This is a genomic window from Halobacillus sp. ABA4_118 (assembly GCF_056160205.1).
Window position 1 is genome coordinate 1,265,252 of sequence record NZ_JBSWWS010000001.1, and the last position, 14,697, is coordinate 1,279,948.

8 protein-coding genes are annotated in these 14,697 nt (G+C 48.9%); 1 reads left to right on the forward strand and 7 read right to left on the reverse strand.

The genetic code is table 11. The features are described 5' to 3' along the window. Positions 1-300 precede the first annotated feature (300 nt). The 3 genes from ACXAGL_RS06215 to gltB form a co-directional block, all read right to left on the reverse strand. Positions 301-2,337, reverse strand: a complete 2,037-nt coding sequence (locus ACXAGL_RS06215; RefSeq protein ID WP_474969979.1) for a catalase — start codon at positions 2,335-2,337, stop codon at positions 301-303. 177 nt (positions 2,338-2,514) lie between these two features. After that, positions 2,515-4,002 carry a glutamate synthase subunit beta gene (locus ACXAGL_RS06220; protein WP_474969980.1) on the reverse strand — a complete coding sequence of 496 codons (1,488 nt, stop codon included), beginning with the start codon at positions 4,000-4,002 and terminating at the stop codon, positions 2,515-2,517. A gap of 19 nt (positions 4,003-4,021) precedes the next feature. Continuing rightward, positions 4,022-8,602, reverse strand: coding sequence for a glutamate synthase large subunit (gene gltB, locus ACXAGL_RS06225; protein WP_474990409.1), 4,581 nt, complete (start codon positions 8,600-8,602; stop codon positions 4,022-4,024). Positions 8,603-8,975: 373 nt separating this feature from the next. On the opposite strand from gltB, the gene ACXAGL_RS06230 reads away from it, so the two are divergent. Beyond that, a complete protein-coding gene (locus ACXAGL_RS06230; protein ID WP_474990411.1) occupies positions 8,976-10,028 on the forward strand; it encodes a DmpA family aminopeptidase in 1,053 nt (350 codons plus the stop codon). A 41-nt stretch (positions 10,029-10,069) separates the two neighbouring features. Here ACXAGL_RS06230 and ACXAGL_RS06235 read toward each other — a convergent pair whose 3' ends face one another. From ACXAGL_RS06235 to ACXAGL_RS06250, 4 genes are all read right to left on the reverse strand, one after another. Beyond that, complete coding sequence (locus tag ACXAGL_RS06235) at positions 10,070-10,894, reverse strand: YihY/virulence factor BrkB family protein (RefSeq protein WP_474970742.1); 825 nt, start codon at positions 10,892-10,894, stop codon at positions 10,070-10,072. A gap of 60 nt (positions 10,895-10,954) precedes the next feature. Then, entirely contained in the window at positions 10,955-12,256 is a 1,302-nt protein-coding gene (gene rpoN, locus ACXAGL_RS06240) for an RNA polymerase factor sigma-54 (protein WP_474990413.1), read from the reverse strand. A 114-nt stretch (positions 12,257-12,370) separates the two neighbouring features. After that, positions 12,371-12,745, reverse strand: a complete 375-nt coding sequence (locus ACXAGL_RS06245; protein ID WP_027956766.1) for a PH domain-containing protein — start codon at positions 12,743-12,745, stop codon at positions 12,371-12,373. 12 nt (positions 12,746-12,757) lie between these two features. After that, the gene (locus tag ACXAGL_RS06250) at positions 12,758-14,677 is read right to left on the reverse strand and encodes a glycoside hydrolase family 13 protein (protein ID WP_474990415.1); all 1,920 of its coding nucleotides are present in this window, start codon (positions 14,675-14,677) and stop codon (positions 12,758-12,760) included. Positions 14,678-14,697 lie beyond the last annotated feature (20 nt).

Genomic DNA, 14,697 nt, shown 5'->3' on the forward strand with positions numbered 1-14,697 from the left:
ACATGATGCAGACGGCTGTCCTTCTTTCTCCCATTGTCATCCTGCAGAAGAAAACGGACGGTGCAAGTCGAATGCACCGTCCGGATGTACTTCCTATATAAGAGAGATAATAAAGCTGATTACTACTATTAAGCCGATAATCATCAGGATCGTACGAATCATGCGATCACCTCATTGTGTTTGGATTTTCTTTTACTATTCCCTTAATCCTGCATTTTTGAAACAACGAAGAAAAAAAAGCTGCCGGAAAAATTCCCCGGCAGCCTGAGAACGGACAAATCCATCCTCCATTTTATTTTTTTACATGACTTCACGATCCCAGAAGCGGTGGGCGGCAACAGCTTCACCAAACTGTTTGGCGAACTGCTCTGCGTTGTCTCCTGTAATGACGCCGCTTTGGCCGTCCATATCGTTCTGCTGCACATATTCCACACCTTCGTGAGTCGCTCCAATTGGTTTGAAGTGCATGAACGCTTCAGACAGGAAGTTACCGGACTGCTTGGCGAACGTTTGATCCGCATCAGCACCTCCGACAGCATAAATCGCATCATAAAGAACGGAATCCACCGTGAGGAACGTATGGTCCACTTTCAGTTCTGAATTGTCATCACCTTTCAGCATCCCTTGACGGTTACTGATAATGTTTGTGATGATCCCTTGGGATTCCAGCTGCTCCAATGTCTGTCTCACATCCTGACCATTAAAACCGTCAGCAAGAATGACACCCACCGTCCTCGTTGCCGGAGAGTGAACCGTATTCGCCTGGCTGAGCGCCGGGGAAGATTTCGTCACGTTCGAACCACCGGATTCCGGAGGGGTTACACCGATGTTCTTCGCAAAGGACTGGGCGAGCTCAAGGCTTACGTTGGAGAACATCTCTACGATTTTCTCACGCACATCCTCACTCTGTACTTTTCCAAGTTCAAAGCTGAATGCATTGATGATGTGATTCTTTTCATGATCACTCATGCTGTTCCAGAACAGGGTCGCCTGGGAGAAGTGATCCTTAAAGCTTTCACTTCGTGCACGGACTTTATGGCCGTCCACTTTTTCCTGATAATGCTCAAAGCCGCCTTCTGCTTTGCTCGCAGGTGCCGGCGTGTTGCCAGCCAGACCATTTTTGTGATAAGCCACAGGTCCTTTATTGATCGTCTGACGTCCATAGCCGTCACGCTGATTGTTAAAGAACGGGCAGACCGGACGGTTGATCGGCAGTTCGTGGAAGTTCGGGCCGCCGAGGCGGATCAGCTGCGTATCCGTGTAGGAGTGAAGACGCCCCTGTAGCAGCGGGTCATTCGTAAAGTCGATGCCTGGTACAAGATGGCCCGGGTGGAAGGCGACCTGTTCGTTTTCAGCAAAGACGTTATCGACGTTGCGGTTCATCGTCAGTTTACCGACGATTTCGACAGGTACGTCTTCTTCCGGCCAAAGCTTCGTCGGATCAAGAAGGTCGAAGTCAAACTTATATTCATCTTCTTCCGCAATCACCTGGAAGCCAAGTTCATATTCCGGATAATCCCCGTTTTCAATAGAGGTCCAAAGGTCACCCCGGTGGAAGTCCGGGTCTTTCCCATTAATTTTCTGAGCCTCGTCCCAAACGAGGGAATGCGTTCCAAGAACAGGTTTCCAATGGAACTTCACAAAGTGTGCGACGCCTTCTTTGTTCACAAGGCGGAAGGTATGTACACCGAAACCTTCCATCATACGCAGACTGCGTGGAATGGCACGATCGGACATTGTCCACATCACCATATGCGCAGATTCCTGGTTATGGGCAACAAAATCCCAGAACGTATCATGGGCGGATGCCCCCTGCGGCATACCGTTATGCGGTTCAGGCTTAACAGCGTGAACTAAATCGGGGAATTTGATCGCGTCCTGGATGAAGAAAACGGGAATGTTGTTTCCTACAAGATCAAAGTTCCCTTCCTGCGTATAGAATTTCGTAGCAAAACCTCGGGCGTCACGAACAGTCTCCGCAGAGCCCTTGGACCCCTGCACGGTAGAAAAACGTGTAAACGTCGGGGTTGTCTTCGATGTATCCGTCAAAAAGTCAGCACTCGTGTATTTTTCAAGTGATTTATATAATTGAAATTCTCCATGAGCAGAAAAACCTCGGGCGTGCACAATACGCTCAGGGATACGTTCATGGTCAAAGTGGGTCATTTTTTCGCGAAAGTGAAAGTCCTCCATAAGAGTAGGGCCGCGCTCACCAGCTTTGAGGGAGAATTCATCCTCAGATACTTTCACTCCCTGGTTGGTGGTCATATGTTTACCAGAATCATCTACTCTGTACTGATCCAGCTGCTCATCCTTTTTTGTACGCTTGTCGCTCATTGTGCTCCTCCTCTGATTATGTTTAGAATGGTAAGTAAAAAATAACCATTACAATCTAAAAGTACCCGAGGGTCCGACAACTTAAACGACATTATTATTATTTTTAGAAAACAAAAACAATGAATCAGGTAGACCATAAAAAAAAGGGGGGACATCGTTGTCCCCCCTTTTTGATAGTTAAGGCAGCTGCGTCGTACCCATCAAGTAACGATCACATTCACGGGCTGCTTCACGGCCTTCATTGATTGCCCACACAATCAAGCTTTGTCCGCGTCGCATGTCGCCCGCTGCAAACACGCCATCTACATTGGTCGTGTATCTGCCATATTGTGCAGCTACATTGGAGCGGACGGTCGTTTCTATGCCCAGCTTCTCAATGAGATCCTGCTCCGGCCCGCTGAATCCAATCGCAAGCAGGACAAGGTCCGCCTTCCACACTTTTTCCGTCCCCGGAATTTCCGTACGTACTTTGTTCCCTTTTTCATCATAGGAAAGAGCGACATCAATGGTATGCACTTCCTTGATGCGGTTGTTCTCGTCACCGACGAATTTTTTCGTCATGACTGCATAAGCTTTCGGATCTTTCCCGAATTCAGCTTCCGCTTCTTTCTGCCCATATTCCACACGGTGGATAATTGGATACTGCGGCCACGGGTTTGTTTCATTATCGCGGACGCTGCTCTTCTTATCGTAGATATCAAATTGGGTCAGACTTTTACATTCATGGCGCATGGATGTGGCCATACAGTCTGTTCCTGTATCTCCCCCGCCGATCACGATCACATTCTTACCCTTGGCACTGATATAGTTGCCGTCTTCATGGTCCGAATCCAAAAGACTTTTCGTATTGGAATGAAGGAAATCCATCGCATAGTGAACGCCTTTCAAGCTTCTTCCACTTACGTCGATGTTCCTCGGTGTCGTAGCACCGCCGCATAGAATGACCGAATCATATTCTTCATTCAAGCGGGAAACAGGGTAGTTACGACCTACCTCTGTGTTGGTCAGGAATTGAATGCCTTCCTGCTTCAGAATGTTCACACGGCGTTCCACGACGGAGTACGGAAGCTTCATTTCCGGAATGCCGTAGGTCAGCAGTCCGCCGACACGGTCATTCCGCTCGTATACCGTCACCCAGTGCCCGGCTTTGTTCAACTGCGCAGCGGCAGCAAGGCCGGCCGGACCGGAACCGACAACCGCCACTTTTTTACCTGTGCGGGAGGCCGGCGGCTGAGGAGTTACCCAGCCTTCCGAAAAACCTTTTTCAATGATTGAACGCTCTACACTACGAATCGCAACAGGCGGCTCATTTATGCCAAGCACACAGGCGCCTTCACATGGAGCCGGACAGGCAAATCCGGTAAACTCCGGGAAATTGTTCATTTCATGTTCTTTCTCAAGAGCTTCCTTCCATTTCCCTCGATAGACGAGGTCGTTCCACTCGGGAATCAAGTGATAGACCGGGCATCCAGTCGTAATGCCGTTGATTTCCATTCCGGAATGACACGTCGGAACGCCGCAGTCCATGCAGCGGGCCCCCTGCTTTTGTACTTCTTCATCTGAAAGGGGAAGCGTGTAATCTTCCCAGTCTTTCGTTCGAACTTCAGGATCACGCTCAGGTATAGCCTGGCGCGTATATTCCATAAATCCAGTTGACTTTCCCATCAGGTCTCCCCCTCCGCTGTTATTTGACGGTTTCCACCGGTTTGTTTCTCTCTTCAAAAGCTGTCATTTCTGCGTCAAATTTGTCCAGTCCGCTCTCTTTCAGGCGCTGAATGCGTTCCTGCATGTGCAGGTAATCTCTTGGAATCACTTTGACAAATCGGCTCACGTACTGCGGCCACTCCGCAAGGATCTTCTGTCCCAACGGGCTGTTTGTATACGATACGTGACGATCGATCATATCATAAAGCTCCTGGATTTCCTGTGAATCCTGCAATTGCTGCAGAAGCACAAGCTCCTTGTTGCACTTCGTTTCAAAACGGTGGGCTGTTTCATCAAGAACGTAGGCGACGCCTCCGGACATACCAGCAGCAAAGTTACGTCCGGTACCTCCAAGGACGACGACCCTTCCACCCGTCATATATTCACAGGCGTGGTCCCCGACACCTTCGACGACGACATCCGCCCCACTGTTCCGTACACAGAAGCGCTCCCCGGCAAGACCGTTGATATAGGCTTCTCCAGCGGATGCTCCATAGAAAGACACGTTTCCGATAATCGTGTTTTCTTCCGGACGGAACGAAGACTTGGATGAAGGGTGGACGATGATCTTCCCTCCGGACAGTCCTTTACCGACATAGTCATTGGAATCTCCGATCAGGCGCAGTGACATCCCTTTAGGAATGAAAGCTCCGAAGCTCTGTCCTGCTGAACCTTTGAATGTCAGGTTGATCGTATCTTCAGGCAGGCCTTCTGCGCCGTAGCGGCGGGTAATCTCACTGCCCAAAATCGTCCCTGTCACCCGGTGGATGTTGCGGATCGACCCGGTATATTTCATCGGTTTACCCGTTTCGATCGCATCTTTACATAACGGGAGCAGTTCTTCCATATCGAGGGTCTTATCCAAACCGTGATCCTGCTTACGCACAGCAAATAAACCATAGTTGTCCGGTACATCGGGCTGGTAAAGAAGCGCAGACAAGTCCACACCCTTCGCTTTCCAATGATCGATGGCTTCGTTTGTTTCAAGCACATCCGTCCGTCCGATCATTTCGTTGATCGTACGGAAGCCGAGTTCTGCCATGATCTCCCTCGCTTCCTGGGCAATGAAGCGCATAAAGTTTTCAAGGTGATCGGCTTCACCGGTGAATTTCTTCCGAAGTTCAGGATCCTGGGTGGCTACACCAACAGGACATGTGTTCAAATGGCAGACACGCATCATGACACAGCCTAGGACAACAAGAGGGGCTGTGGAAAATCCATACTCCTCCGCTCCAAGAAGAGAGGCGACAACGACATCTCGGCCGGTCATCATCTTACCGTCTGTTTCAACGACAATGCGGTCACGAAGCCGGTCGAGCACAAGTGTCTGGTGGGTTTCAGCCAGACCGATTTCCCACGGAAGACCGGTATGCTTAATACTTGTACGCGGCGCAGCCCCTGTTCCACCGTCATAACCACTAATCAGAACGAGATCGGCACGGCCTTTCGCTACACCAGCAGCAATGGTTCCTACACCGACAGCCGATACAAGCTTCACGCTGACACGAGCCTTTGGATTGGCATTTTTCAAGTTGTAGATCAACTCAGCCAGATCCTCGATGGAATAAATATCATGGTGCGGAGGCGGTGAAATCAACTCAACGCCTGGCGTGGAGCCGCGGACTTCGGCTACCCACGGGTACACTTTCTTACCAGGAAGGTGTCCACCTTCCCCGGGCTTCGCCCCTTGGGCGACCTTGATCTGGATTTCATCGGCATTCACTAAATAGTGACTATTTACGCCAAATCGTCCGGAAGCTACCTGTTTAATAGCGCTTCGTTTCAGGTCACCATTTTCTTCCGGTTCAAAACGGGCCGGGTTCTCCCCGCCCTCTCCGGAGTTACTGCGGCCTCCGATCCGGTTCATCGCGACAGCAAGCGCCTCGTGGGCTTCCTGACTGATGGAACCGAAGGACATCGCACCGGTTTTAAAGCGCCGGGTAATGTCTTCAACCGATTCCACTTCATCCAACGGAATGGACGGCCGTTTTTTAAAGGATAAAAGTCCACGCAGGGATTGAAGGTTATGCTTTTCATCCGTCAGCATCTGCGAGTACTGCTTGAAAAGATCATAATCATTGGCACGGCAGGCGTGCTGCAGTGTCGCGATCGTCTGCGGATTGTACTGGTGATCCTCACCATTTTTGCGGTATTGATAATCATCACCCGCATCAAGCGTACGGTTTCCGCCACGGCCCTCACTGAAGGCTGTTTCATGACGCATCAATACTTCTTTTTCAATGATGTCCAGACCGATTCCGCCGAGACGGGAAGCCGTCCGGGTAAAGTATTGATCAATCACATCCATCCGAATACCGACAGCCTCAAAAATCTGGGCTCCCCGGTAACTTTGGATGGTTGAAATCCCCATTTTGGAGAGGACTTTAATAATACCGTCTGTTGCCGCTTTAATGTACGTCTGTACAGCTTCGTTATGGGAAACGGCTTCAATCTGACCGGTTTCAAGAAGGTCACGCAGCGATTCATAGGCAAGGTAGGGGTTGATCCCTTCTGCCCCGTAGCCCAGAAGTGTTGCAAAATGATGGACTTCACGCGCTTCCCCTGTTTCCACAAGCAGACTGACTTTCGTTCTCGTCCCTTCGCGGATCAGATGGTGGTGGAGACCTGAAACAGCAAGCAGCGTCGGGATGGCTGCATACTCACCATTCACACCGCGGTCAGAAAGGATAATCAGTGTCGCTCCGTCTTCCACCGCTTGATCGGCCTCTTCAAATAAACGGTCGAGCGAAGCTTTCATTTCATTTTCTTCCGCTTTAAATAACGTCGACAGTGTGACCGGTTTGAATCCTTCCACCGTCTGCTGGCGAAGCTGTTCGAGCTCTTTATTCGTCAGAATCGGTGTCTTCAGACGAATTTGACGGCAGCTGTCCGGTTTTGGAGCCACCAGGTTCCCTTCGGCACCAATGGTCGTTTCCACCATCGTAATCAGTTTTTCACGAATGGCATCGATTGGAGGGTTGGTCACCTGGGCAAACAGCTGCTTGAAATAGCTGTAAAGCAGCTGAGGTTTCTTGGAAAGGACAGCCAGCGGAGAATCATATCCCATCGAACCGACCGGATCTTTTTTATCCGTCACCATCGGCATGAGGATCTTATTCAATTCCTCTGTCGTGTATCCGAAAGCGAGCTGCTGATCGATCAGATTTCCGATCGGTCGGTGTTCTGCAGCCGGCTCAGGCAGGTCTTCCAAATCGAATTTATGATCATCAATCCATTCCTGGTACGGATGCTCACGGGCAATCTGAAGCTTGATCTCTTCATCCGGGATGATTTTCCCTTCTTCAAGATCGACGAGCAGCATTTTGCCAGGGTGCAGTCGATCTTTGTACAAAATATCATCAGCGAAAATATCGAGCGCACCAACTTCAGACCCGAGCACGATCATGCCGTCCTTCGTTACATAGTATCGGGCAGGACGCAGACCATTACGGTCCAGACAGGCACCAATCTGCTTCCCGTTCGTATAGGCAAGGGCTGCCGGGCCGTCCCATGGTTCCATCAGCGTACTGTGATATTCATAAAAGCTCTTCTTATCTTCCTGAATCGTCTCATCATTGGACCATGGCTCAGGGACCATCATCATAGCCGTGTGGGCCAGAGAACGACCGGATAAGTAAAGAAACTCAAACGCATTATCGAACATGGATGAGTCACTTCCGTTGGCATCAATGACCGGCAGAAGCTTATCCAGATCTTCTTTGCTGAAGTATTCAGACTCACAAAGCTCCTGCCTCGCTCTCATCCAGTTCACATTTCCGCGGAGGGTGTTAAACTCTCCGTTATGGATGGTATAGCGGTTTGGATGTGATCGTTTCCAACTCGGGAAGGTGTTCGTACTGAATCGAGAGTGTACTAAGGCGAGGGCGGTTTTAAAATCAGGATGGTTCAAATCAATATAAAAGGAGTCCAGTTGTTCAGGAATCAGCATGCCCTTATACACAATCGTATTGGAAGACAGGCTGCTGATATAAAAGTCATCATACTGGTCCAAGGAAGCAATTTCGCTTTCCGCACGTTTGCGGATGATGTATAAACGGCGTTCCAGATCCATCTGTGTCTGGATATTTGCAGAAGGAGCTACAAAAGCCTGACGAATGAATGGCTTCGTCTTTTTCGCATCTTTTCCTACGAAGGAGTCGTTGACGGGTACAGTACGCCAGCCAAGGAACTGCTGTCCTTCTTCCTCAACGATACGCTGAAAGCGCTGCATACAGTCGACTCTCAAGCCATGATCTTCCGGGAAGAACACCATGCCGATCCCGTATTTCCCAGCCTCCGGAAGGTATATATCTTCTTTCTCACATTGTTTTTCAAAGAATTTATGAGGAATCTGGGTTAAAATACCGGCACCATCCCCTGTACTGATATCCGCGGACTGACCGCCCCGGTGCTCCAGATTACATAAGATCGTGATGGCATTTTCTACAATACTATGACTCTTTGTCCCATCGATGTTGGCAATAACTCCGATACCACAAGCTTCATGCTCATTTTCCGGATGATACAGCCCCTGCGGAACAGGATATCCGTGTTTTTGCATTATCTTTCCCCCTAGCGGACTTATTCTTGAAGGTTGCAGGCAATAATAGAAAAATTCTGTCTTTTCAGTTTCTTACTAGTATAGCATGAACATATGGAAGAATCACGCCCTCATCAGGCATAACCGCTGAATTTTCATGCAAATACGACAATGACAATCCTTTACAAATCCACTTATAAAAACGATGTAAGCGCAACCAAATATTTTTTGAGATTTTTCAAAAGAAAATTTATTTTATTCACTTTTCCATACAAAAAACCTTTATCTACAAGCGTTTGAACGTATATTAAAACCTAAGGATGTATTTTCATACATAAAAAGGAATTTCATCTCTGCATTTAGAAAGTAGTAGGAAGGCAGGGAGGGTTTATGGATGGGAACAAAAACAAGAACATACGGAATTACAATTGGAGAGATGCAGACGGGGAGGCGAAATCAAATTACCGATGTACCCGGTGTCAAAGTCGGTCATCAAACACTGACAGACGGAGACACACACACAGGCGTAACGGTCATCCTTCCGCATGAAGGAAACCTTTTCAAACAAAAGCTGCTGGCCGCCTCGCATGTCATCAATGGCTTTGGGAAAACCACCGGATTAATCCAGATCGAAGAAATGGGAACGTTGGAAACCCCTGTCGCCTTAACCAATACGTTCGCAGTCGGCCGGGTTTACGATGCCCTCGTTGATTACAGCTTGGAGCGGAACCCTGAAATCGGACGGACGACAGGGACGGTCAACCCCGTCGTCGGGGAGTGCAATGATATGCATTTGAATGATATCCGAAACCGCAGTGTAGCGAAGGAGGATGTCTGGCATGCGCTGCAAAGGGCGGAAGATGAGTTTGAAGAAGGAAGTGTGGGGGCAGGGACCGGCATGGTATGTTACTCCATGAAAGGCGGCATCGGGTCAGCTTCGCGTAAAATCGACCTCGCCTACGGATCGTATACCCTCGGCGTTCTGACATTGACCAACTTCGGGACGCTGAGTGACCTGCGGATCGATGGAAGAGCGGTTGGGAAAGAGCTGAACGAAGCACATCAGGTACAGGAGAAGGACCGCGGTTCGGTGATGGTCATCTGCGCGACGGATCTCCCGGTCACAGAGCGGCAGTTGAAGCGGATACTCAAACGGGCAGCAGCCGGATTATCGAGGACGGGGTCTATTATCGGTAATGGCAGTGGTGAAGTTGTCATCGGTTTTACAACCGCTGGAACCATTCCGCATAACAAACCGGACCAGCCCCTGTCTTTAGAAATGCTTCATGAAGAGGATATTGATGCGGCATTCCGAGCTGTACGCGAGTCCTGCGAGGAGGCTGTATTGGAATCACTGCTTCATGCAGAGCCCGGGAAAGGAAGAAATGGACATGACCGGCCGACGCTGCCTGAACTTCTTGAGAAATTCAACCTTTCCCTCCATTAAAAAAGGAGGTCTCCTCATAGGACGGGAGACCTCCTTCACATTTAAGCCGCTTTTGATTTCCTGCCTCCGTGGCGTCGGTGATAGACGACATTGATTTCCGCACCGACCATTAAGATGATACCGGTCAGGAAGAACCAAAGCATAAGAATGATGACACCACCGAGACTTCCATACGTTGCAGAGTAGTTTCCAAAGTTCGTTACGTAAAACGAGAAAGCCAGGGAAATGACCTGCCAGAGAAGCGCAGTAATCACTGCCCCCGGAAGAATATGCTTGAATGGAATGTTCTTGTTTGGGGCGAAGTGATAAAGGGCCATCAATACGAGACCGATGACCGATATACTGATCACCCAGCGCAGCACCTGCATCAGTATTTCCGTCTGAGCTGGAAGGTTGATGAAATCAATCAAGACTTGTCCGAACACTGGGAGCGCAAGAGCGACGACAATCGCTACTATCATGCCTATCGTCAACGCGACCGCCAGCAGTCTCACTTTGATGAACGACCTCGTTTCTTCTACTTCATAAGCTTCATTGGCCGATTGTATGAACGCATTGATGCCACTGGAAGCGGACCAGAGCGTACCCAGAATACCAACTGTAAGAAGCCCCCCGTTCGGCTGTTCCACTACTGCAACGATATTTTCACGGAATACATCAACGGTGCCGCTCGGAAGAACGTTGCCCATGGCCTGGATCGCCGTTTCTGAATCAATATTCAAATAGGGGAGTATAGATAATAGCAGAATCAACATCGGAACAATGGATAGTAAGTAATAATAAGCCTGGGCAGCCCCAAGCAGAGGGACGTTATCTTTTTGAAATTCCTTGATGACCGCTTTCGTATAATCAATGATCTTCTTCAACGTTTCTCTCCTCCTTCACTCCACTTTAATAGTCTATCCCCCATTCAGGAGAAGATTAACCTAGGAATGTAGGAGGTGAAGCTTTTTGGACGTGTCCTTCCTGCGTGAGGAGGATGGAATTTTCATAGTTTCCCTGTATTTGGCTACCGTCCTTCTGGATATGTGAAGACCTTCCTGTTGAAGCAGGAGGCGGCTGATGCTTTGGTCGGAATATGGTTTCCTTTTATTTTCCCCCTGGATCATCCCGGTGATCCTTTCTTTCACATAACCCGATGAATATCCTCTTCCGTCCTCCCCTTGATACCCCGTGACGAAAAAGCTTTTCAAGGGATACAGTCCTTTTGGTGTCTGCATGACTTTATTGGCAGCCGCACGACTGATGGTGGACTCATGAACACCGAGCTGATCTGCCACATTCTTCAGCGTCAACGGCTGCAGCGAACGGCCCCGGAAAAACTCCTGCTGATGACGGACGACGACCTCGGCCGTCTGCAGGAGAGTGTTCTTCCTGCTTTCCAGGCTTTGAATCAGCCATCGGGCCCGTTTATAGTCTTCTTCAAAAAAACCGGCGGCCTCTGCTTTGGTATCGTATAACTCAAGGAGTTCGTGGTCCCACCCAAGGTATTTCGTCATGGAATAAGGGTCGTGAAGCTGATACCCTTCTGCCGTTTCTTCCAATATTAAATCAGGCGGGAGAGATGGAATGGATGGAGATAAAGTGGAAGCCGGCGGTCTCGGATTCAACTGCTTTAACCGCAAAAGTGCTTCCTCTCCTTCCTTCCGCTGTATGCCTGCAGACTTTTCAATCTCCTCCCAGTTTCCAAGGGCCAGATCATCCAAGTGATGCCGGATGATCAGCGGCAGTTTTTCATCCTCAGGAAAGCGCCGGGCAGCCTGAAAAACCAAATACTCCCTTATGTTCCGGCAGCCTACACCTTCGGGATCCAGGTTGAACATAGACATGCGTATGCTCCTCGCTGATTCCACCGTCGTAAGAAAGGTTTCTGCTGTCTCCTCGTCCGATGCTTCACAAAAACCGTCATCATTTAGATGCCCTGCAAGAAAAATCAGCATCTCTTTCGTCTGTGCAGGCACCTCCAGCAGCCTGATCTGGTCCCCTAGATTATCCCTCCATGATGCTTGATCAGGAGTCATCTCTTCCATAAAATTCATCGATCCACCTTGCTTGTAGAACATGGATGAAGCGTCGACAGAAAAATGAAGGAGCGGGTTTTCATCAACCTCCCGCTGCACATACTCCCATAACTCACCCGCTGAAAATTGAAGCATTTGAACGGCCTGGCGCATTTCCGTTGTCATAAATAACCCTGTCGTTTGTTTCTGAACAAGCTCAAGCTTCATGAGAACACCTCTTTGGTAACGCTTTCATAATGATGTACTTCTATGATGCTTGAACGGCAGTCATTTTTCAATAGCAAAAGCCTTCTTCCTTTATACGGAAGAAGGCTGCAAAGGTCATAATACATGTTCAGCCAGTGTTTGTTGAACGGATTCGATCGGGCTGTCCTTCTTGAAAAGTTTTCCGATCGGCTCGGATGACCCTGAAATCCATATCTTCAGCTCAGCATCCATATCGAAGCTTCCCGCTGTTTCTACGCTGAAATGGGTGATGCTTTTATACGGGATGGAGTGGTACTCCACTTTCTTCCCCGTCATGCCCTGCTTATCCACGAGAAGCAGCCGTTTGTTTGTGAAGATAAACGAGTCGCGGAGCACTTTATAACCGCTCTCTACCTGCTCTCCACCGGCAAGGATATCTTTCAAATCCTTTTCAAGCTTCGTTACGTCCACTTCGGACGCGTTTCCCATTAATCCATCTAAGAAACCCATTGGTTACGCCTCCTATTTCATTAACCTTAGAATCATATTCTCTGACGGATCCAGTTTGATCGTCAGCCAGTTATTTTTCGAACTGAATATACTTTTCTTGTTCTCCAGCTGCTGCCATTTCCCTTTTTGAATGGGGATATTAATCTCCCGCTTTTCCCGGAGGTTCCGGTTGAACAAAAAGAGAATCCGCTCGTCCGCCGCTTCATTTCCAAAATGGTCGACATTGTTTTCATTCCATCTCTCAAATCCGAAAACATCATCATCCAGGGCAAAGGACTTCCAATGCCCTGTACGAAGAACGTCATGCTCTTTCCGCCAACTCCCGATTTTGGTATACCAGTCAAGCAGTTCCTGGTTTTCTCTTCCCCACGGATAAGGTTTACGGTTATCCGGATCTGCTCCGCCTGTCAGCCCGGCTTCATCGCCATAGTACAGGGAAGGCACACCCGGAAAAGCATAGATCCATAGACTGAGAGCCTTGATCTGCTTGAAGATGAGCTGCTCTTTCTGCTCATCGGAAAAGTCATCCGGCAGAAAGTCTGCCAGCATCGTATAAATTCTTTCGACATCATGACTGGAGAGCATGTTCATGACGGCATAGAAGTATTCTTTCGGATAGTGCTCACATAAAGTCATCAAGCGCCTGTGCACCGTGTAGGCATCCATGTCCCCCTTAATAAAGTCGAGCAGGATCCGCCGCATCGGGTAATTCATCACTGAATCCAGGACGCCCCCGAGAAAATAGTCGCGGCGTTTTCCATAGGCTGATTTGTTGGACGCATCCTCCCACACTTCCCCAAGCAGCACACTGGATGAATCCTTCTCCTTCAGCTGGGTATAAATCTGCCGGATCAAGTCATCGGTCAACTCGTCCGCTACGTCAAGACGCCAGTGCTTCATCCCTGACTTCTGCCACGTTTTGATGACACTGTCTTCATCGTGAATCAGGAAGTTCTGGTAATCTTCATTTTCCTTCCGGAGTGTAGGGAGAGTCCCTACTCCCCACCAGGCATCATATTCGTTGGGATAGTTGTGGAATGTATACCAGCTGTAATAAGGGGAATTTTTGGATTGATAGGCGCCAAGGGAGTCGTACTTCCCTTCCCGGTTGAAATAAATACTGTTGCTCCCGGTATGACTGAACACCCCGTCCAGCATAACTTCCATGCCTCGTTTTTCCGCTTCTTCAATCAGCGCCTCGAAGTCTTCCTTTGTACCGAGCAGTTCATCAATCTTATGATAATCTCCCGTATCATACCGGTGATTACTTTCGGCTTCAAAAATTGGATTCAAGTAAAGAACGGTAATGCCCAGTGTCTCGAGGTAATCAAGTTTTTCCGTAATGCCTTTCAGGCTGCCACCGAAAAAGTCCCAGCGGATGACTTCTCCTCGCTCATTGCGGATATAAACAGGGTCATTCTCCCAATGGGCATGTACAAGGCTCGTTTCCGGTGCTTTTTTCATATCAATGTCACCGGCTGCATAAAAACGGTCGGGAAATATTTGATACATCGTAGCATTCTTCCACCATTCCGGCGTTTCGTAAACAGGATCATAAACCGTAATCTGCCAGGAAGGGGGGATATGATCATAAATCCGGCCTTCCCCGCTCTCATTACTCCGCTCCCGTCCGTAAAAAAGGGTGCGGTCTTCGGAGATGATTTCAAAGAAATACCAGATCAGCTGTGGACTTTCCGGCATTTTTATGGTCGTTTCATATGTCGTGCACTGGTGTTCCTCGCTGCATACGTCCATTTCCTTCGTCTTTTCATGATCCGTACGGTCAAGGATATAGTGAAGGATGACGTGGGATACACGATGGCGGTTGAGCACATCCAGTTTCAGTGTAACAGCAGAACCTTTCGGCGCAGCACCGAAAGGCTCTCTATAGGATTCCTCAAAGCTGTTATGATACATTTCCTTTTGTCTCACAAATCCGTCCCCCTATATAA